The 18,195-nt window shown below is 74.2% G+C and carries 13 protein-coding genes; 7 read left to right on the top strand and 6 right to left on the bottom strand.

Annotated elements, in window-relative coordinates:
* The first annotated feature begins 3 nt into the window (after positions 1–3).
* The 3 genes from ACSLTV_RS31750 to ACSLTV_RS31740 all read left to right on the top strand — a co-directional run bounded on the left by ACSLTV_RS31750 (position 4) and on the right by ACSLTV_RS31740 (position 4,152).
* Positions 4–1,302 (top strand): SLC13 family permease, encoded by a 1,299-nt coding sequence (locus tag ACSLTV_RS31750; RefSeq protein ID WP_432137753.1) that lies wholly within the window; start codon positions 4–6, stop codon positions 1,300–1,302.
* Positions 1,303–1,497: 195 nt separating this feature from the next.
* Entirely contained in the window at positions 1,498–3,411 is a 1,914-nt protein-coding gene (locus tag ACSLTV_RS31745; RefSeq protein WP_435613356.1) for an NAD-binding protein, read from the top strand.
* Between the two features lie 225 nt (positions 3,412–3,636).
* On the top strand, positions 3,637–4,152 hold the full coding sequence (locus ACSLTV_RS31740; protein WP_432137754.1) for a CBS domain-containing protein: 516 nt from the start codon (positions 3,637–3,639) through the stop codon (positions 4,150–4,152).
* A 117-nt stretch (positions 4,153–4,269) separates the two neighbouring features.
* Here the strand turns inward: ACSLTV_RS31740 and ACSLTV_RS31735 are convergent, their stop codons facing one another.
* From ACSLTV_RS31735 to ACSLTV_RS31725, 3 genes are all read right to left on the bottom strand, one after another.
* Entirely contained in the window at positions 4,270–9,234 is a 4,965-nt protein-coding gene (locus tag ACSLTV_RS31735) for a DNA repair ATPase (RefSeq protein WP_435613349.1), read from the bottom strand.
* 92 nt (positions 9,235–9,326) lie between these two features.
* The gene (locus ACSLTV_RS31730) at positions 9,327–11,543 is read right to left on the bottom strand and encodes a flotillin family protein (protein WP_432137756.1); all 2,217 of its coding nucleotides are present in this window, start codon (positions 11,541–11,543) and stop codon (positions 9,327–9,329) included.
* Positions 11,544–11,675: 132 nt separating this feature from the next.
* Complete coding sequence (locus ACSLTV_RS31725) at positions 11,676–11,801, bottom strand: hypothetical protein (RefSeq protein ID WP_432137757.1); 126 nt, start codon at positions 11,799–11,801, stop codon at positions 11,676–11,678.
* 239 nt (positions 11,802–12,040) lie between these two features.
* On the opposite strand from ACSLTV_RS31725, the gene ACSLTV_RS31720 reads away from it, so the two are divergent.
* Positions 12,041–13,099, top strand: coding sequence for a PucR family transcriptional regulator (locus tag ACSLTV_RS31720; RefSeq protein ID WP_432137758.1), 1,059 nt, complete (start codon positions 12,041–12,043; stop codon positions 13,097–13,099).
* A gap of 55 nt (positions 13,100–13,154) precedes the next feature.
* Here ACSLTV_RS31720 and ACSLTV_RS31715 read toward each other — a convergent pair whose 3' ends face one another.
* Positions 13,155–13,604 carry a DUF6299 family protein gene (locus ACSLTV_RS31715; RefSeq protein ID WP_432137759.1) on the bottom strand — a complete coding sequence of 150 codons (450 nt, stop codon included), beginning with the start codon at positions 13,602–13,604 and terminating at the stop codon, positions 13,155–13,157.
* Positions 13,605–13,917: 313 nt separating this feature from the next.
* On the opposite strand from ACSLTV_RS31715, the gene ACSLTV_RS31710 reads away from it, so the two are divergent.
* On the top strand, positions 13,918–14,088 hold the full coding sequence (locus tag ACSLTV_RS31710; protein WP_432137760.1) for a DUF5999 family protein: 171 nt from the start codon (positions 13,918–13,920) through the stop codon (positions 14,086–14,088).
* 4 nt (positions 14,089–14,092) lie between these two features.
* Here the strand turns inward: ACSLTV_RS31710 and ACSLTV_RS31705 are convergent, their stop codons facing one another.
* A complete protein-coding gene (locus ACSLTV_RS31705; protein ID WP_435613348.1) occupies positions 14,093–14,494 on the bottom strand; it encodes a RidA family protein in 402 nt (133 codons plus the stop codon).
* Positions 14,491–15,621 carry an acyl-CoA dehydrogenase family protein gene (locus ACSLTV_RS31700; protein WP_435613347.1) on the bottom strand — a complete coding sequence of 377 codons (1,131 nt, stop codon included), beginning with the start codon at positions 15,619–15,621 and terminating at the stop codon, positions 14,491–14,493. Before ACSLTV_RS31700 ends, ACSLTV_RS31705 begins: the two co-directional genes overlap by 4 nt.
* Before the next feature lie 128 nt (positions 15,622–15,749).
* On the opposite strand from ACSLTV_RS31700, the gene ACSLTV_RS31695 reads away from it, so the two are divergent.
* Positions 15,750–17,339, top strand: coding sequence for an AMP-binding protein (locus ACSLTV_RS31695; RefSeq protein WP_432137818.1), 1,590 nt, complete (start codon positions 15,750–15,752; stop codon positions 17,337–17,339).
* Positions 17,340–17,354: 15 nt separating this feature from the next.
* Complete coding sequence (locus tag ACSLTV_RS31690; RefSeq protein ID WP_432137763.1) at positions 17,355–18,179, top strand: PaaX family transcriptional regulator; 825 nt, start codon at positions 17,355–17,357, stop codon at positions 18,177–18,179.
* Positions 18,180–18,195: the final 16 nt, after the last annotated feature.

The following is an 18,195-nucleotide window of genomic DNA, read 5'->3' as shown; positions in this document are numbered from 1 at the left end:
AACGTGAACGACTGGCACAGCTGGGCGGCGGTTGTCGTCTTCGTAGGCGCCTACGCCCTGATCATCAGCGAGAAGATCCACCGGGTCGCCGTGGCCCTCGGCGGCGCCGGCCTGATGCTGGCGATCCAGGCGACGGACGACAAGTCGGCCTTCTACTCGGAGCACTCCGGCATCGACTGGAACGTCATCTTCCTGCTCATGGGCATGATGATGATCGTCGGGGTGCTGAAGAAGACCGGCATGTTCGAGTACCTGGCCATCTGGTCCGTGAAGCGGGCCAAGGCCAGGCCGTTCCGGGTCATGGTCATGCTCGTGGTGATCACGGCCGCGGCGTCGGCGCTGCTGGACAACGTGACCACGGTGCTGCTGATCGCGCCGGTCACCTTCCTGGTGTGCGAGCGGCTCGCGCTGCCCGTGGCGCCGTTCCTGATCGCCGAGGTCCTGGCCTCGAACATCGGTGGCGCCGCCACCCTGGTCGGCGACCCGCCCAACATCATCATCGCCAGCCGCGCCGACCTCACCTTCAACGACTTCATCGTCCACATGGCGCCGATCGTCGTGGTCCTGGTGATCGTGCTGGTCGCGCTGTGCCGCGTGATGTTCCGCAAGTCGTTCGTCTACGACCCGGAGCGCGCCGCCGAGATCATGGAGCTGGAGGAGCGCGAGGCCATCAAGGACCCGCGGCTGCTGGTGCAGGGCCTGATCGTGCTGGCGCTGGTGGTGGCCGGTTTCGTGCTGCACCCGGTGCTGCACTACGAGCCCAGCGTCGTCGCCCTGCTCGGCGCCGGCCTGCTCATCGCCGTCTCGACGGCGGAGACCCGTGAGGTCCTCCAGGAGGTCGAGTGGGCCACCCTGGCGTTCTTCGGCGGCCTCTTCATCATGATCGGCGGCCTGATCGAGACCGGCGTGATCAGCGAGGTCTCCAAGGCGCTGGCCGACGCCATCGGCGACAACGAACTCGGCGGTTCGGTGATCATGCTGGGCGCCTCCGCCGTGCTGTCCGGCATCGTCGACAACATCCCGTACGTCGCCACCATGGCACCCATCACCAGCGACCTGGTGCAGAGCATGGGCGGGGAGGGCGACCACGTGATGTGGTGGGCGCTCGCCCTCGGCGCCGACCTGGGCGGCAACGCCACCGCGATCGGCGCCAGCGCCAACGTCGTGGTCCTCGGCATCGCCGAGCGCAACCGGCAGCCCATCTCCTTCTGGGAGTTCACCAAGTACGGGCTCATCGTCACGGCCGTGACCGTGCTGATCTCGCTCGGGTACGTGTGGCTGCGGTACTTCGCCCTCGCCTGACGTGATCCGCGCTCCCGGACCCGGGTCCGGGACGTGATCTTGGGCGGGATCCGCGAGACACTCAGCCGGCCGGGGAGAGACCAGCGTCTCTCCCCGGCCGGCTCCGTCGTCCCCAGCACCCGCCCCGATCCGGAGGTCACGGATTCCATGGCCGTCATCCCACAGCCCGCACACGGCGTCCCCCCGCTGGGACACATGATCGTGTGCGGTGACGACGCGCTCGCCGAACGGCTGGCCGCCGAACTCACCACGGTGTACGGCGAACGCGTCACCCTCGTCGTGCCGCCGGCCCGCGGCGCCGCCCCCTCCCAGCGGGCCCGCGCCTCCGCGCTGCTCAGCCGCATGCAGGCGGTGATCGGCCGGGCGGACGGCGACCCCACCGCGCCCCGGGTGGTCGAGGCCACCGACGTCGACGAGGCCACCCTCGCCGAGGCCGGCGTACGGGAGGCCGCGGCGCTGGCGCTGGTCCATGACGACGACGAGGCCAACATCCACGCCGCGCTCGCCGCCCGGCGCCTCAACCCGCGGCTGCGGCTGGTCATCCGGCTCTACAACCGCAAGCTGGGCCAGCACCTGGAGGAACTCCTCGACCAGGCCGCCGCGCTCGCCGTGCCGGGTCTGGACCCCCAGGCGCTGGACACCTCCACCACGGTGCTGTCCGACGCCGACACCGCCGCGCCCGCGCTCGCCGCCACCGCGATCACCGGCACCAGCAAGGTCGTCCAGGCCGACGGGCTGCTGCTGCGCGCCGCCGAACGCACCCCGCCCGGCCCGGGCGAGGTGGCCGATCCGGGGCTGTGCACCCTCGCCCTGCTGTCGTCGACGGTGAACGACCCGGCGGGCGCGGAGGGCTCCGACGCCAGCGGCCGGTCCGGGCCGACGCTGCTCCCGGACGACGCGACGGTCGCCGCGGCCACCGGGCGCGGCACGGTGGTCCTGGAGACGGTCACGCACACCGCCGCGGTGCCGCCGGCGCGGGCGCTGTCGGTGCGCGGCGTGCCGTTCGGGTCGCTGTTCTCACGCCGGCTGCGCTGGTCGCTGGCCGGGCTGGTGATCTCCGTCTGCGCGCTGGCCGTGGCCACCTGGTGGACCGGCGGCGGTCATCCGCTGCACGCCGCGTACGTGACCCTGCTCGACCTGTTCGCCATCAACGACCCCGCCCTCGGCAAGCCCGCCGCACGTCAGGTGCTGCAACTGCTGGCCGGGCTCGCCGGGCTGCTGCTCCTGCCGGTGCTGTTCGCGGCGGCCCTGGAGGCGCTGGGCACCCTGCGTTCCGCCTCCGCGCTGCGGCGCCCGCCCCGCGGCCTGTCCGGCCATGTGGTGCTGCTGGGCCTCGGCAAGGTCGGCACCCGGGTGCTGACCCGGCTGCGGGAACTGGACATCCCGGTGGTGTGCGTCGAGGAGGACCCGGAGGCGCGGGGCATCGCGGTCGCGCGGCGGCTGCGCGTCCCCACGGTGATCGGTGACGTCACCCAGGAGGGGGTGCTGGAGTCCGCCCAGGTCCACCGGGCCCACGCGCTGCTCGCCCTGACCAGCAGCGACACCACCAATCTGGAGGCGGCGCTGTACGCGCGCTCCGTCAAGCAGGAGCTGCGGGTGGCACTGCGGCTGTACGACGACGACTTCGCGGCGGCCGTCTACCGGACCCTGCGGGCCGCGCACCCGCAGGCCCTCACGCGCAGCCGCAGCGTGTCCACGCTGGCCGCGCCCGCGTTCGCCGGGGCGATGATGGGGCGGCAGATCCTCGGTGCCGTTCCGGTCGAGCGGCGGGTGCTGCTCTTCGCCGCGCTGGACGTCGCCGGGCATCCGCAGCTGGCCGGGCGCACGATCGCCGAGTCGTTCCGGCCCGGCGCGTGGCGGGTCGTCGCACTCGACACCGCCGCGCCCGGGGAGCGGCTGCCCGACCTCGCGGCGACGCCGGTCCGGGGCGGCGGGGGGCGCTCGGCCGGGCTGGTCTGGGATCTGCATCCCGGTCACGTGCTGCGGTCCGAGGACCGGGTGGTGCTGGCGGCGACCCGGCAGGGGCTGGCGGAGCTGCTGGGGCGGCGTGCGGCTACGGCTCCACGGCAGGCTCCGCGGCAGGCTCCGCCGGGTTCTCGGAGGGGGTGAGGGGCGGTTTTGTGGTCCGGGCGGCTGCGGGTGGTCGGTGGCTGGGCGCGCAGTTCCCCGCGCCCCTGGAACACGGACGGCGGATCCAGCCCCCCGCGGCTCCGGGCGGCGCGCCACAGGGCGCGCAGCCACCGCGCCCCCGGGGCGGGTGAGGTTGCGGTTGGGGCTGGTGTTCGGGGTAGTCGTGTACGACGCTGAAGGTGTCGGGTCGGTGAGGAGGTCCCCGTGCGTGCTCGTGAGCTGGCGGTCGGGTATGAGGCGGTGCACATGGACAGCGGGGCGCTGGCGGCGGCCCGGCTGATGGCCGAGCACAGACTGCCCGGCCTGCTGGTCCTCGACGCCGCCGGGGAGCCCAAGGCGATCCTGCCGGCCTCACAGATGGTGAAGGTGCTGGTGCCGCGCTATGTGCTGGACGATCCGACGCTGGCGTCGGTCGTCGACGAGCACCACGCCGACCGGTTCTGCGAGGCCCTGGCCGACCGCACCGTGGGCGACTGCCTGCCCAGTTCGGCGATGCCGCCGCCGATGGCCGACGCGGACGACACCGCGCTGGAGGTGGCCACCCTGATGGCGCGGGCCCGCAGCCCCCTGGTGGCGGTCGCGGAGCACACCCGCACCGGCGCGGACGGCCGCAAGCACGGCGGCGGCGCCCATCTGCTGGGCGTGATCACGGCCTCTCACCTGCTGCACGTGCTCCTCGACGCGGCGGGCGTGGCGGGCGTCCCCGAGGTGACCGAGTAGGGCCGGCGGGCACCTCGCCGTCGGCCGCCAGGCGGCGCCGGTCCCGGCGGACCAGCACCGCGGTGCTGACGGCGACGACCAGGAAGGCGACCCCGAGCGGGAGCAGGAAGGAGACCATCACCGCTCCTTCGGGGCGGCGGCGTGCCGCGCGTGCGGGTTGGCGGCCGTCAGGCCCGGGTCGGTGGCGCGCAGGATCGCCGACTCGACCGCCGCGATCCGGTCGCCGAGCAGCGCCAACGCCGCCACCGCCCGGCCGGCGGGGTCGTCGGCGGAGCCGCCGAGGGTGCGGGCGCGGACGTAGGCGGCCTTCAGCTCCGCCCAGCGCGCGGCCCGGTCCGCGTCGAGCGTGCCGCGCAGCTCGGCGAGTTTCAGCAGGTTGGCCTCGGCGCCTGTGGTGAGGGTCTGGGCCTCGGCGGCGTAGTGGTCGTCGATCAGCGCGGCCAGCTCGGCGTCGTTCATGACCGGCTGGATCCGCTGCGCGATCTTGTTCATGTTGCGGTAGGAGCCCTGCAGCTGGAACGGGGGTTCGGTGCGGGTGTCGTCGGACCGGGCGGCGGAGGCGATGTAGGCGGCGTTGACGGCCAGGACCGTCTCCCGGGCCGTCAGCAGATGGCGCAGCACGGCGAGGATCCGCTCCAGCTCGGCCGGGGCGTAGGGGTGGGAGAGCCGGTCGGCGCGGGCCGCGGGGTCGCCCTGCGCGAGCCGGACCAGCAGGTCCAGGTCGGCGCGGTCGCGGCCGGCGAGCGGGGCGAGGACCGGGTTGGCGGTCAGCGCGTTCTCCAGGAAGCTCAGCGCGAAGGCCTCCTCCTTGCCGGTGAGCACGTCTCCGAGGTTCCACACGTCGGCGCGGTTGGCGAGCATGTCGGGAACCCGGAAGAGGCCGCCGGACTCGGTGTAGGGGTTGCCGGCCATGCACACCGCGAAACGCTTGCCGCGCAGGTCGTAGGTGCGCGGTTCCCCGTCGCGGACGCCCTCGATGCGGCGGGTGGCGTCGCACAGCGGGATGAACCGCTGCAGCAGCTCCGGCGAGGTGTGCTGGATGTCGTCCAGGTACAGGAGCGTGTTGTTGCCGGCCTCCAGCGCGAAGTTGATCTTCTCGACCTCCTGGCGGGCGGTCGCGTTCGGGGCCTCGGCGGGGTCGAGGGAGGTGACGGCGTGGCCCAGCGCCGGGCCGTTGACCTTCACCAGGACCAGGCCGAGCCGGTCGGCGACGTACTCCATCAGCGTCGTCTTGCCGTAGCCCGGCGGGGAGATGAGCAGCAGCAGACCGCCGGTGTCGGTGCGCTTGGTGTCGCCGGTGGTGCCGAGCTGCTTGGCGAGGTTGTCGCCGATCAGCGGCAGGTACACCTCGTCGATGAGCCGGCCGCGGACGAACGCCGACATGACGCGCGGCCGGTACTCGTCCAGGCGGAGCCGCGCGCGCTCGGCGGCCACCAGTTCCGTGCGGCGACGCTGGTAGGCGCGGTGGGCGGGGACGTCGGTGGCGCGGAACCACCGGGTGCGGGCGAGGAGTTCGTCGATCCGGACGGTGAGCGTACGGCCGTCGAGCCGCGGGTGGGCGCCGAGCAGCCCCTCGACGGTCTCGGTCACCGGCGCGTCCGACTCGTAGCGCGTCAACCGCGGGCACAGTTCGGCGGCGACCGCTTCGGCGAGGTCGCCGGGCGCCGGTTCGGTGCCGCAGGCGGCGGCGTACGCCGTCAGCCACGCCTCCACGAGCTGGTGGCGGGCGGCCAGGTCGTCGATGGCGGCCAGATCGTCGTCGTAGGCCGAAGTCCCGGCGGTTCGGCGGAACTTGTCGAGGAAAGTGCGTGCCGCCACGCTGATGACGAACCCGTCGGGGTCACCCGTCAGCTCCTCGAAGAGGTATTCGGCGGCAGCTTCGTGAAGGGGCGCGGGGCCGGGTCCGTCAGTGGCTCCGCCGCGGGGCGCGTCCGGTGTCCGGACGGCACCGGACGACCAGCCGCCCATCGCCTCCCCCAGCTCGCGCTGCAGGTCGGCGATGGCGGGAGCGAGCCCGAACGTGTCCCGCGCCCGGGCCATCGACACCGCGCGCCGCGCCCACGCGGCCCGCTCCGCCTCCGTCGTCCCGTGCGCCCAGAACAGCTGCGCGGCGGCTCGGGCGGCGGGCTCGTGGCGCAGTGGCCCGGCCCCCTCTCCCAGCCGTAGCAGCGCGGTGAGGATCAGGACCGCGTCGTGGTCGTGGACGCCCCGCTCGTACCCCTCGTCGTAGGCCGCCTCCGCCGCCCGGCGCACCAGGCCGGGCAGGTCGTCGCACTCGGCGAGGGCCGCCGGGCCGTGTTCCTCAAGGAGCCGGGCGGCGAGGTGTTCGGCGCGGTAGACCTCGGGGGACTCCGAGGGAAGCGGCCGGTCCCAGTGGGCGCGGGTGGCGGCGAAGCCGGGGTCGACGACCGGTGCCCGGTAGTCCGTGCCGGTCAGAGCGAAGGCCAGTCCCTCGCCGTGCGGGACGAGGGTGAGGTCGAGGGGCTGGGTGTTGACGGCGAAGCGGTGGCCGCCCAGGCGCAGGGTGCGGCCGTCGTCGGTGTACAGGTCGGCGCGGTCGCGCAGGGCGCGCCGGGCCTCCTGGCGGGCCGACTTGAGCCGGCCGTCGAGTTCCTCGGCCCGCACCTGGTCGCCGAGGTCACGCAGTTCGCCGGCGAGGGCGCGGACCTTGGCGGGCATCGGGTCGGAGCTGAAGTAGGTGGCGACGGCGTCCTCGTCGGCGAGGCCGGCGGCGCGCCGGGCGATGGTGCCGAGGACGCGGTCGGCCGACTCCGCGAGGCGTTGCGCGCGGCGGGCACGGGCGTCGGCGAGTGTCTGCTTGCGGGCGGAGAACGCCTCGTGCACCTCGTCGCGCTTGTCGGCCAGCTCACCGAGGAAGTCGTCGAACTCGGCGAACGCCGAGAAGCGCGCCTCCAGGTTCTCGATCCGTACGAGCGTGCGGGCGAGCTGTTCGTCGCAGGCGTCGGGGGTGTCGGCGGCGGCGAGGGCGCCGGTGACGGCCTGGGCGAGCAGGGCGTACTCGGCGGTGAACGCGGCGCGCCCCTCGGCGTCGAGGAGGGCGCGGCGCCGGGCGTCGAGGGTGGCGCGGGCGCGGTTGACGCCGCCGAGGACCTCGGCGACGCGCTCCAGGACGGCGGTGCGCACGGTGGCGTCGCCGACGTCGAGGCCGGCGACGACCTCCGTCACCGTGGTGAGCCCGTCGGCGAGTTCGTCGACGCGGGCTGCGACCGGCGCCGCCTCCGCGACGGTGGCGACGGCCTCCGCGTCCGCGAGGAGGCCGTCCACGGCCGCCCGGTGGCCGGCGAAGGCGTCCTCGCGGGCGAGGTGTTCGACGGCCCGCCGGCCGAAGGCGGCGAGGTCGGCGTCGGCTTCGGCGGCGAGTTCGTCGATGCGGGCGGTGTCCGCGTACCGCACGTCCTTGAGGGTGAGCAGATGGCCCTGGGCCCGGCGGAGTTCGGACAGCCCGGTGACCCAGGCGGCGGCTTCCCGGGGGGCCTCGCCGCGCAGCCGCCGTACGACGCCCGTGATGCGGGCGGCGGCCTCGGTCAGTGCGTCGGCGGCCTGCCGGGTGAGCGTCCGGACGGTCTCGAACTCGGCGAGCACCTGTTCGGCGGTGGCCCTCAGCTGCCGCAACGGGTCCAGGAGGTCGCCGAGTTCGGGGTCGCCCAGCCAGTGGTAGGAGTCGGCGGCCCGGACGCAGGCGGCGGCCAGCGCCTCGTACACCTCGCCGGTGGGGGCGGTCTCGGCGACGGCGCCGGTGAGCGAGAGGCAGTCGGAGATGCCGCGCACCAGATCGGCGTTGCCGACGCGGGCGAGCGGGCCGGTGCCGACGGGGCGGGCGGCGGCGTGGGTGTCGGAGACGTACGGGGAGTTCCACAGCTGGACGGGGTGGACCCGCTGCGGCTCGTCGCCGTCGGCGCGCAGGACGACGAGGGTGCCGTCGTCGAAGAGCGCCCAGCCGTGGCAGGACAGCGGGGTGGCGATCTCCTTGCGGATCATGTTGTACGGCAGCAGCAGGCTGCGGCCTTCCACGCGCGCGTGGAAGGCGAACAGGACGTCCTCGCCGTTCGGGGAGCGCACCATGCGCTCGAACTCCAGGTCGGCGGTGTCCGAGGGGGCGGCCGGGCCGTCGAACGTCTTGTGGGCGCCGCCGGCCAGGCAGTAGCCGCCGGGGAAGACGATGCCCTGGTCCTCGGGGAGCCGGCGGCAGGCCCGGCCGATGCCGTCGAGCCGTACGACCGTCCTGGTGAGGGTGTTGAAGACCAGGTAGCGGTGGGTGTGCTCCTTGTAGGGCAGGATGTCGAGGAGGATCAGGGCGCCCACGCGCGCGTAGCGGATGTCGGCGTCGGCGAGGGACTGCAGCGGCTCGTCGACGGGCTCGCGGTGGACGCCCTCGCCGGTCTCCGTGTTGTTCTCGACCTTGACTGTGAGGGTGCCGCCGACGGTCTCGACGAAGATCTCGCCCTCGATGGAGACGTGGGGGTGGCGGCCGAGGACGTGGTCCTCGCGGGTGGTGGCGGTCCACTCGAAGTCGTGGGAGGCGGGGAAGACGTGGTCGCGGTCGCCGCGCGCGTCGAGGAAGGTGGCCCGCCCGTCGTCGGTGACGGCCCAGCGCAGGACGCGGATGTCGCCGGCCTTCTCACCGGTCTGGAAGACGGCGAGCAGCTTGCCGTCGACGCGGCGCAGTTGCAGCAGGTGGGCCTGGCGGTAGTAGCGGTAGAGGGCGGCGAACTCGCGGTGGAAGGCGGGGTCGTCGAGCAGGCCGGGCACGGCGTCCTCGGGCAGCCGGTTCAGGTCGCGGTCGTGCAGCGCGAGGACGTCGGAGACGGTGGTCTCGGGCTTGAGGCCGAGGAAGACGTTGTAGCCGAAGAGCAGGGTGCCGCCGACGGCGACGATGTCGCGGGGCACGCAGTGGTGTTCGGTGCGCAGCCGCTCGGTGCCGGTGAGTTCCAGCCGGGTCGAGCCGAACTCCTCGACCCGGCGGGCGTTGAGCGCCTCGGCGCGGCGGGCGAGCTCGGCGGCCTGCGCGGTGAGGCGGTCGCGCAGCACCTCGTAGGTGCCGGTGTCGAGGCCGGTGGTCATGGGTCCCTCTCAGGAAGTCGCGGGAGTTCGCGCCCCGGAGCCGCCGTCCCCTGTGCGGCGGCTCCGGAGCGCGGGCTGTGCGGGGCCCTGGCTCAGGCCCTGACGTGGCCGTCGAGAGCGGCCAGCGTGTGGTCGGCGATGCCCAGCTCGCCGGCCTTGTCGAGGAGTTGCTGGAACTGGCGGGCGTTGCCGCCGCCGCTGTTCATCAGCCGCATCAGCAGCGCGGACACGGTCAGGTTCTGCACGTCGGCCGTGGAGAAGGAGCCGAGGACGCGGCTGAGGTCGTCGGTGAAGCTCGACGTCCCGTCCAGCCAGGGCTTGGCCAGCGCCTGGGCGGTCTCGGAGTGCTGGACGAACCCGTCGACGCCCTTGCCGAGCGCGATGGAGGACATCAGCCGGTCGAAGAAGACGCTGTCCCCGCCGACGATGTCGATGTCGGCGTGCTCCAGGCCGGTGGCGAGCACGCTCGCCTGCGCCTCGGCGACCTGCCGCTGCACGTCCAGCCCGGCGAGCCGGATGTCCTTCTCCGCTTCCAGGCGCAGCCGGTACTCCTCGTGGGCCCGGGACGCCTCGTCGAGCGCGGCCATCGCGGCGGCCTTCTCGGTGAGTCCGGCGGCCTCGGCCTTCAGCTTCTCGCCGATCGCGGCGGCGTCCGCGTCGGCCTGTGCCCGGGCGCCCTCGGCCTCCGCGAGCGCCAGCGCGCGGGCGCCGTCGGCCTCGGCACGCAGCTTCTCGGCCAGGGCGGCGGCCTGTGCCTTGGCACCGTCGGCCTCGGCGCGCAGCTTCTCGGCCAGGGCGGCGGCCTGCGCCTTGGCGCCCTCCGCCTCGGCGAGCGCCTTGGCCCGGGCGCCCTCGGCCTCCGCGCGCAGCCGCGCCTCGGCGGCCTCGGCCTCCGCGCGGCCGGCCTTCTCGATGACCTCGGCCTCCTTGTCGCGGACCTGGACGGCGGCCAGGCCCTCGGCGGCGGCCTCCGCCTGGACGCCCTCGGCGAGCCGCAGCTTGGCCCGGGCGTCCAGGTCGGCGCTCTTGAGCCGGGCCTCGGCGAGGGTGAGTTCCTCGGCGGCGCGGTGCACGGCTGCCTGCTCGGCGGCCTCGGCGGCCTTGATGTCCTTGACGAGCCGCTCCTGCGCCTCGGCCTCGGCGGCGATGACCACGGCCTGGCGCTGCCGCTCCGCCTCCTCGACGGCGCGCAGCTTCTTGATGGACTCCTCCTGCTCGGCGACCGTGCGGTCCACCGCGACCCGCTCGCGGACGACCTCGGCGATCTCCCGCTTCTCGGCCTCGACTTCCTTGGACGCGGAGATCCTCGTCAGCTCGGTCTCCCGGTCCCGGGCGATGACTTCGAGGAGCCGGTCCTTCTCGATGCGCTCGCTCTCGATGGCGATGACCCGTTCGCGGTTCTTCGCGGCGACGGCGACCTCGCGGGCCTGGTTCTCGCGCTGCACGCCGAGCTGTTCCTCGGTCTTCAGGAAGGCGCTCTGCGCGCGCAGCCGCTCCTCCTCCACGACGCGCGCGGTCTCGGCCTCCTCGCGGGCGCGTACGGTCTCGATCTCGCGCTTCTGCTTGATCTCGGCGTCGGTCTGGCGGCGCTCCAGTTCCAGGATGGCCTCGCGGGCGTCGACGTTCTGCCGGGTGATCTCCTTCTCCTCGGTGCGCTGGGCCTCGTTGGTGCGCACGTGCTCCACCGCGGTCAGCTCGGTGATCTTGCGGATGCCCTGGGCGTCGAGGACGTTGGCCGGGTCGAGCTGGCCGACCGGGGTCTGCTCCAGGTAGTCGATCGCCGCGTCCTCCAGGTGGTAGCCGCTGAGGTCGACGCCGATGACCTCGATGATCCGGTACCGCAGCTCCTCGCGCTTGGTGTAGAGGTCGGTGAAGTCCATCTGCTTGCCGACGGTCTTCAGCGCCTCGGAGAACTTCGCGTGGAACAGCTCCTGCAGGGTGTTGCGGTCGCTGGCGCGGGCGGTGCCGACGGCCTGGGCGACCTTGATGACGTCCTCGACGGTCTTGTTGACCTTGACGAAGAACGAGATGCGGATGTCGGCGCGGATGTTGTCCCGGCAGATCAGGCCCTCCCGGCCGGCCCGGGTGATCTCGATGGTCTTCACCGAGATGTCCATGACCTCGGCCTTGTGCAGCACGGGCAGGACGACCTGTCCGGTGAAGGTCACGTCGACCTTGCGCATCTTGGAGACGATGAGCGCCTTGCCCTGCTCGACCTTGCGGAACAGCCGGGCCATGAGCAGCACGACGACGGCGACGACGAGCACGGCGCCGACGAGGGCGGCGATGCCCAGGGTGATGGGATTCATGGGTACGTCCTTGGCGGGCGGGAAGGCCGGAGTCCCGCGCCGCCCAGGGGGCAGGGGCGAGGCTCCGGAAGACTGTGGTGTGCGGCGGCCCGAGGGCCGGGCGAGCGGTGCGGTACGGTCGGTCGGCGCGGCTCAGAAGGGTGCTCGGCCGGGCGGCGGCGTCCGCCGGGCGGGGCCGGGTTCGTGCGGGACGCGGCGGCGCGGCCGGCGCACGAAGAGGCCGGCCGGGCCGGTGGCCGTGGTCGTGGGGTTGCGCACGTCCTGGCCTCCTTTCCCGGGTGCGGCGCCCTTCGGTGGGTGCACGGCTCCCCTCCTGGCTGTGACGCGGACATCTGCCGGTGTCCGGCATCGCGGCCCTGTGCCGTGCGGCCCGGACGTCATGGTGCCCCGTTCGCGGCGTGACCCGCATTGCCGGTTTCCGGCAGTGTTCATTAAGGTCTGCGTGCCGGTGACCGCCAACGGGCCGTCGCCGGCGCGACGAGCACGCAGGGGGCGATGTGACGGACCGGGACATTCCCGAGGAGTATCTGGACGGCTATGCCGGGATCCTGGCCGAGGTGGCGGCGACGGGGCGGCGGCTGACCCGGGAGGAGCTGGCTTCCCGGCGGGCGCTGGGTGAGCTGGCCGCGGACGCCGGCTACGGCCTGCGGACCCTGGTGAGCGCGCATCTGACGGCGGCTCGCTCGGCCTGGCCGCAGGCACCCGGTTCGGCGGACGGCGCGCTGGCGGCCGTGCAGCAGGCGGTGGACGCGTTCGCGGAGGGCTACGAGCACGCGCAACGGCTGGCGGTGCGTCAGGAGGAGGCGGCGCGGCGGGAGTTCATCGACGACCTGCTCTACGGCCGCAGCGACCTGGGCCGGCTGGCGGAGCGCGCCGAGCGGTTCGGGCTGCGGCTGGCGCACGCGCACGCGGTGGCGGTGGCCCGGGGGCCGGCGGCGTACGACGAGGGCGATCCGGTGGCGCGGCGCGTGGAGCGGGCGCTGATCTCGCGTTTCGGGGACCGCAGCATCCTGCTGACCACCAAGGACGGCCGGCTGCTGTGCATCGCGCCCGGCCACCAGCAGGAGGTGCTGACCCACTTCGCCAAGCAGGCGCACGCCGCCACCGACGGCGGGCAGGTCGCGGTCGGCCGCCCGCAGCCCGGCGCCGGAGGGGTCGTCCAGTCGTACGAGGAGGCTTTGAACACCCTGGAGATGGCGGAGCGGCTCGGTCTGGACGACCCGGTGCTGCACGCGGCGGACCTGCTGGTCTACCCGGTGCTGACCCGTGACCGCCAGGCGATGGCCGACCTGGTGCTGAACACCCTGGGGCCGCTGGTGACCGCCCGGGGCGGCGCCGAGCCGCTGCTGGACACGCTCACCGCGTACTTCGACTCGGGCTGTGTGGCCGCCGAGGCGGCCCGTCGGCTGTCGCTGAGCGTGCGGGCCCTGACCTACCGGCTGGAACGCATCCACAAGCTCACCGGCGCCAACCCGGCCGACCCGGCCCACCGTTACATGCTGCAGACGGCGGTGATCGGCGCCCGGCTGCTGGACTGGCCGGCCAAGGACGTCTGACCGGGCGGGCCGCGGCCGGGCGGCCGGGGCCCGCCCGGTGCGGCGGCTCCCGCGGTCAGCCCTCCATCAGGGTGATGTCGCGCTGCTCGGCCGCGTGGAAGTGCGGCAGGGGCAGGCCGCCCTGGGGACGGAGTTCCATGAGGGTGGCCTCGACGTGCGCGGCGCCCGGCTCCAGGGCGTCCGTGGTGGGGCGTCCGGTGTTGCGCCAGACGTGCTCGGCGCCGTCGCACACCGCACGGGTGCCGCCGATGCCGTGCCGCATCCCGGAGGAGTCGTCCCGCCCGACGGAGGAACTGACGAAGACCGGCCCGGTGTTGCCGAGGCAGCGGTAGGTGCCGGACAGGGTCACGGTGCCGTCGGCGGCGATCCGGCCGACCGGGTCTACGGAGACGGTCTCGTACGGGTCGGCGGCGGCCGGGTGGACCGGGCCGGCGAGCAGCAGCACGGCGGCGCCGGCGGCGGTGCCGAGAGCGGTGCGCAGGATGCGCGGGGTGCGCAGAGGCATGACGGAATCCTCCTGATGTGGGGGGATTCCACTGGTACCGGCCGGTCGCGCCGGAGTCCGTGACCGTCACTCCTTCGGTGGCGAGTCCGGGAGCCACGTCGACGCGGGGACCGGACACGGCCGGGAGGCCGACGGGCGGTCGCCGGTCGTCGCGCTCCGGTCGTCGCGGTCCGGTCGTCGCGGTCCGGTCGTCGGCTCGTCCCGGTGTTGTCACACCCGGCCGGTTCCCCCTGGCGGCGGCAGCCCGGCGGGCGCATGGTCGTGCACAGGCGGGCCGGCCCGCACGGCCGGTCCCTCGACGTGGAGGTGCGCCATGTGTTCCCACCAGTCCCCGACCGGCCTCACCGCCCCGCACGTGGTCGCCGCCCACCCCGAGCAGGGCTGGAGCCTGCTGTGCGACGGCACGATCGTCTTCGACGACTCGGGCGAACTGCTCCCGGACGGCCAGGTCGTCGCGCCGCACCGGGTGCCCGTGGCCGCCTGAGCGGTCAGTCGGGGAGCACCGCGAACCCGTCCAGCTCGACGAGCGCCTGTTCGTCCCAGAGCCGCACGATCCCGACGACCGCCATGGCCGGGTACTCCCGGCCGGCCGACTCGCGCCAGACGCGGCCGAGTTCGCGGGCGTGTTCCCGGTAGGCCGCGACGTCGGTGACGTACACGGTGACCCGGGCCAGGTCGGCCGGGGTGCCGCCGGCCGCGGCGAGCGCGGTGAGCAGGTTGCCGAGCGCCCGCTCGAACTGCTCGGGCAGGGTGGCCCCGACGACCTTTCCCTCGCCGTCGAGCGCGGTCTGGCCGGCCAGGAAGACCAGCCGGGAGCCGGTGGCGACCACGGCGTGCGAGAAGCCGGTCGGCGGGGACAGCTCCGGCGGGTCGACGCGGTGCAGGCTCATTCGGCCACCTCCCGGTCGCGGTACGACTCCCGGGCGATGATGGACCGTTGCACCTCGCTCGCCCCTTCGTAGATGCGCGGCGCCCGCACCTCGCGGTAGAGGTGTTCGAGCAGGTGACCGCGGCGCAGCGCCCGTGCGCCGTGCAGTTGGACGGCCGTGTCGACGACGTACTGGGCGGTCTCGGTGGCGAGCAGCTTCGCCATCGCGGCGCGCCGGGAGACGTCGGGCGCGCCGGCGTCGTGGGCGGTGGCCGCCGCGTACACCATCAGCCGGGCGGCCTCGGTGCGCAGGGCCATCTCGGCGACCTGGTGGGAGACGGCCTGCAGGTCGCGCAGCTTGCCGCCGAAGGCGTCCCGCCGGGCGGTGTGGTCCAGCGTGGCGTCGAGGGCGGCCTGGGCCATGCCGACCGCGAAGGCGCCGACGCTGGGCCGGAACAGGTCGAGGGTGGCCATCGCGACGCGGAAGCCGCCGTCGACCGTGCCGAGGACGTCGTCGGCGGTGACGGGTACGGCGTCGAAGCGGAGGGTGCCCAGCGGGTGCGGGGAGAGCATGTCCAGGCCGCTGCCGGTGAGGCCGGGGCGGTCGGCGGGGACCAGGAAGGCGGTGACCCCGCGGGCGCCGGCGCCGGCCGTGGTGCGGGCGAAGACGGTGTACAGGTCGGCCTCGGGGGCGTTGGAGATCCAGCTCTTCTCGCCGGACAGCCGCCAGCGGGAGGTGCCGTCCGGTTCGGCGGCCAGGGACAGCGCGGCGGCGTCGGAGCCCGCGCCCGGCTCGCTCAGCGCGAAGGCGGCCACGGCGTCGCCCCGGCTCACGGCGGGCAGCCAGCGCTCCCGCTGGGCGGCGCCGCCGTGGGCGTGCACGGGGTGGGCGCCGAGCCCCTGGAGGGCGAGGGCGGTCTCCGCCTCGGTGCAGGCGCGGGCCAGGGACTCGCGCATCAGGCAGAGGTCCACGGCGCCGGCGCGGAAGAGGCGTTCGAGCAGCCCCAGCCGGCCGAGTTCGGCGACCAGGGGGCGGTTGACGTGGCCGGGGTCGCCCTTCTCGGCGAGCGGGCGCAGCCGGTCGGCGGCCAGGGCGCGCAGCTCGGCGCACCATGCGGTCTGTGCCGGTTCGAGCGAGAATGCGGGCATTGCCGGTCCCCTCTCCGAGGCGCTGCTCCCGGACACCGCTCCGACCATATCGCGTGCTGTTGACTGTCGTCACCAAGGCGATACGCTCCGAGGGCGAGCCCACCCAGGCCCTGAGGGGGCGATCCGCCATGAACGTCTCGGCCCACGTCGACACCTTCGCGCGCGACCACCTCCCGCCGCCCGGCCAGTGGCCCGACCTGACCTTCGACCTGCCCGAGCTGCACTACCCGGAACGGCTCAACTGCGCCGCCGAGCTGCTCGCCGGCACCGACCCCGGCCGGCCGGCCTTCCGCACCCCGGACAGCGTGTGGACGTACGGCGAGCTGCGCGCCCGGGTCGACCGGCTGGCACATCTGCTCACCGGGGAGCTGGGTGTCGTACCCGGGCAGCGGGTGCTGCTGCGCGGCCCGACCGCGCCCTGGCTGGCCGCCTGCTGGCTCGCGGTGCTCAAGGCGGGCGCGGTCGCCGTCACCGTCCTGGCCCAGCAGCGGTCGCACGAGCTGCGCACGGTCTGCGAGATCGCCCGGGTGGAGCACGCGCTGTGCGACGCGCGCTGCGTCGACGACCTCGTCAAGGCGGACGTGCCCGGCCTGCGCGTCGTGACGTACGGCGGGGGCGGCCCCGACGACCTGCTGCGGCGGCCCGCGCCGGACACGCCGTACCGCGCCGTGGACACCGCCTCCGACGACGTGGCGCTGATCGCCTTCACCTCCGGCACCACGGGCCGCCCGAAGGGCTGCGCGCACTTCCACCGGGACGTCCTCGCCGTCGCGGACACCTTCGCCCGGCACGTGCTGCGGCCGTGCGCCGACGACGTCTTCGCCGGCAGTCCCCCGCTCGGGTTCACCTTCGGGCTGGGCGGGCTGGTCGTCTTCCCGCTGCGGGTCGGTGCGAGCGCCCTGCTGCTCGAACAGGCCGGCCCCCGGCAGCTGTTGCCCGCGGTCGCCGAGCACCGGGTGTCGGTGCTGTTCACCGCGCCGACCGCCTACCGGGCGATGCTGGCCGAGCTGGACGGGCACGACGTGTCCTGTCTGCGGCGCTGCGTGTCGGCCGGCGAGAACCTGCCCGAGGCCACCTGGCGGGCCTGGCACGAGCGCACCGGGGTGCGCGTCATCAACGGCATCGGCGCCACCGAGCTGCTGCACATCTTCATCTCGGCCGCCGACGAAGACATCCGGCCGGGTACGACCGGGCTGCCGGTCCCGGGCTGGCACGCGCGTGTGCAGGACGCGAACGGCGTGCCCGTGCCCGACGGGGAACCCGGGCTGCTCGCCGTGCGCGGCCCGGTGGGCTGCCGCTATCTCGACGACCCGCGCCAGCGCGACTACGTGCGCGACGGCTGGAACGTCACCGGGGACACCTACGTCCGCGATGCCGACGGCTACTTCCGGTACGTGGCGCGCGCCGACGACATGATCATCTCGGCCGGGTACAACATCGCCGGGCCGGAGGTGGAGGAGGCGCTGCTGCGCCACCCGGACGTGGTGGAGGCGGCCGTGGTGGGGCGGCCCGACGAGGAGCGCGGGCAGGTCGTGGCCGGTTTCGTGGTCCTGCGCGGGGGCGCCCGGCGGGACGCGGCGGCGCTGCGCGCCTTCGTCAAGCGGGAGCTGGCACCGTACAAGTGCCCACGCGAGATCGTGTTCCTTGACGCGCTGCCGCGCACCGCGACCGGCAAACTTCAGCGGTTCCGTCTGCGCACCGAGGGTGACCAGCAGTGATGCCGACGACCTAAGATGATCAACGTGTCAGACCAGCATGCTCCCCGGTCTCTGATCGTCACGCTCTACGGCGCCTACGGCCGGTTCGCGCCGGGCCCCGTGCCCGTGGCCGAGCTGATCCGCCTGCTCGCCGCGGTCGGCGTCGACGCGCCCTCCGTGCGTTCCTCGGTGTCCCGGCTCAAACGGCGCGGCCTGCTGCTGCCGGCGCGCACCGCCGGGGGCGCGGCGGGCTACGAACTGTCTGCCGAAGCACGGCAGCTGCTCGACGACGGCGACCGGCGGATCTACGCCGACGCGCCGCCGGAGGACGAGAGCTGGGTCCTGGCGGTGTTCTCGGTGCCGGAGTCGGAGCGGCAGAAGCGGCACGTGCTGCGCTCCCGCCTGGCGGGCCTGGGCTTCGGCACCGCGGCGCCCGGCGTGTGGATCGCGCCGGCCCGGCTGTTCGAGGAGACCCGGCACACGCTGCGGCGCCTCGGCCTCGCCCCCTACGTGGACTTCTTCCGCGGAGACCACCTCGGGTTCACGCCGACCGCGCAGGCGGTGGCCCGCTGGTGGGACCTGGCGGCCATCGCCAAGGAGCACGAGGCGTTCCTCGACCGGCACGCGCCCGTGCTGCACGCCTGGGAGCGGCGCGCGGACACCCCGCCGCAGGAGGCCTACCGGGACTACCTCCTCGCCCTGGACTCCTGGCGCCACCTGCCCTACACCGACCCCGGGCTGCCCGTCCGGCTGCTGCCCGCCGACTGGCCGGGGGCCCGTTCGGCGGCCGTCTTCCGGGGCCTGCACGAGCGGCTGCGCGACGCGGGTGCGGCGTTCGCGGGGATCCCCCTTCCCGGCTGAGGAGTGCCGCACCAGG

This window comes from Streptomyces sp. bgisy159 (genome assembly GCF_965341775.1).
GTDB lineage: Bacteria > Actinomycetota > Actinomycetes > Streptomycetales > Streptomycetaceae > Streptomyces.
Note: the sequence above shows the minus strand (reverse complement) of the source record. Positions and strands in the feature narration are given on the sequence as shown.

Bases quoted from the DNA above. Each gene is read 5' to 3' on its own strand.
- ACSLTV_RS31745 (WP_435613356.1), top strand. From the start codon at position 1,498: ATGATCGTGTGCGGTGACGACGCGCTCGCCGAACGGCTGGCCGCCGAA.
- ACSLTV_RS31735 (WP_435613349.1), bottom strand. From the start codon at position 9,234: ATGACCACCGGCCTCGACACCGGCACCTACGAGGTGCTGCGCGACCGC.
- ACSLTV_RS31730 (WP_432137756.1), bottom strand. From the start codon at position 11,543: ATGAATCCCATCACCCTGGGCATCGCCGCCCTCGTCGGCGCCGTGCTC.
- ACSLTV_RS31715 (WP_432137759.1), bottom strand. From the start codon at position 13,604: ATGCCTCTGCGCACCCCGCGCATCCTGCGCACCGCTCTCGGCACCGCC.
- ACSLTV_RS31710 (WP_432137760.1), top strand. From the start codon at position 13,918: ATGTGTTCCCACCAGTCCCCGACCGGCCTCACCGCCCCGCACGTGGTC.
- ACSLTV_RS31705 (WP_435613348.1), bottom strand. From the start codon at position 14,494: ATGAGCCTGCACCGCGTCGACCCGCCGGAGCTGTCCCCGCCGACCGGC.
- ACSLTV_RS31700 (WP_435613347.1), bottom strand. From the start codon at position 15,621: ATGCCCGCATTCTCGCTCGAACCGGCACAGACCGCATGGTGCGCCGAG.
- ACSLTV_RS31695 (WP_432137818.1), top strand. From the start codon at position 15,750: ATGAACGTCTCGGCCCACGTCGACACCTTCGCGCGCGACCACCTCCCG.
- ACSLTV_RS31690 (WP_432137763.1), top strand. From the start codon at position 17,355: ATGATCAACGTGTCAGACCAGCATGCTCCCCGGTCTCTGATCGTCACG.